Source organism: Streptomyces sp. NRRL F-5122 (assembly GCF_001507435.1).
Taxonomy (GTDB): domain Bacteria; phylum Actinomycetota; class Actinomycetes; order Streptomycetales; family Streptomycetaceae; genus Streptomyces; species Streptomyces lannensis.
This window is the reverse complement of record NZ_LMWH01000112.1, coordinates 1-577: the sequence shown is the minus strand read 5'-3', so window position 1 is coordinate 577 and position 577 is coordinate 1. Positions and strand designations below refer to the sequence as shown.

The 577-nt window shown below is 66.0% G+C and carries 1 protein-coding gene; it reads right to left on the bottom strand.

The window, feature by feature from the left end:
* A partial coding sequence (locus ADL25_RS13095; RefSeq protein ID WP_107116590.1) for an IS630 family transposase occupies positions 1-577 on the bottom strand: 577 nt, incomplete at both ends.

Genomic DNA, 577 nt, shown 5'->3' with positions numbered 1-577 from the left:
GATCATGTGCCTCACACCGCCGTAACGGTTGTAGGTGGCCCGTAACCGGCGCGGACGCCTCACCGGACCCCATGCCTTGCCCTTGCGCGGCATCAGGTTGAGCGGGCCGAACTCGTCGACGCGTATCACCCGCCCGTCCGCCGGTGGGGTGTCGTAGAGGGCCAGGATGCGGTGCATCTTGGCGATGAACTCCGGGTCGGTGGACGTCTTCCACGTGGTGGTGGTCTTCCAGGAGACCTTGCCGGCGCGCAGGATCCGGCGCAGTGTCTCCCGGCTGATGACCGCGGTCACCTTCTGCCTGACCAGATGGTCGGCGAGCTTGCTCAGGCTCCAGGTGGAGAACGCGGTGATCTTCCAGTCGGCGGGGGACGTCCGGGCGATCGGGCAGATGTGCTCGCGCACCTCGTCATTGATCGTCTTAGGGCGTCCCCCGCTCCATTTTGGGTCCAGCGCGTCGAACCCCCGCTCGTTGAAGGCATGGATGACCTCACGGACGTAGTCCTCGCCGACCTGCATCAGCGTGGTGATGTCCTTGACCGTCTGGCCCTGCGCGGACATCAGCACCACGATCGCCCGG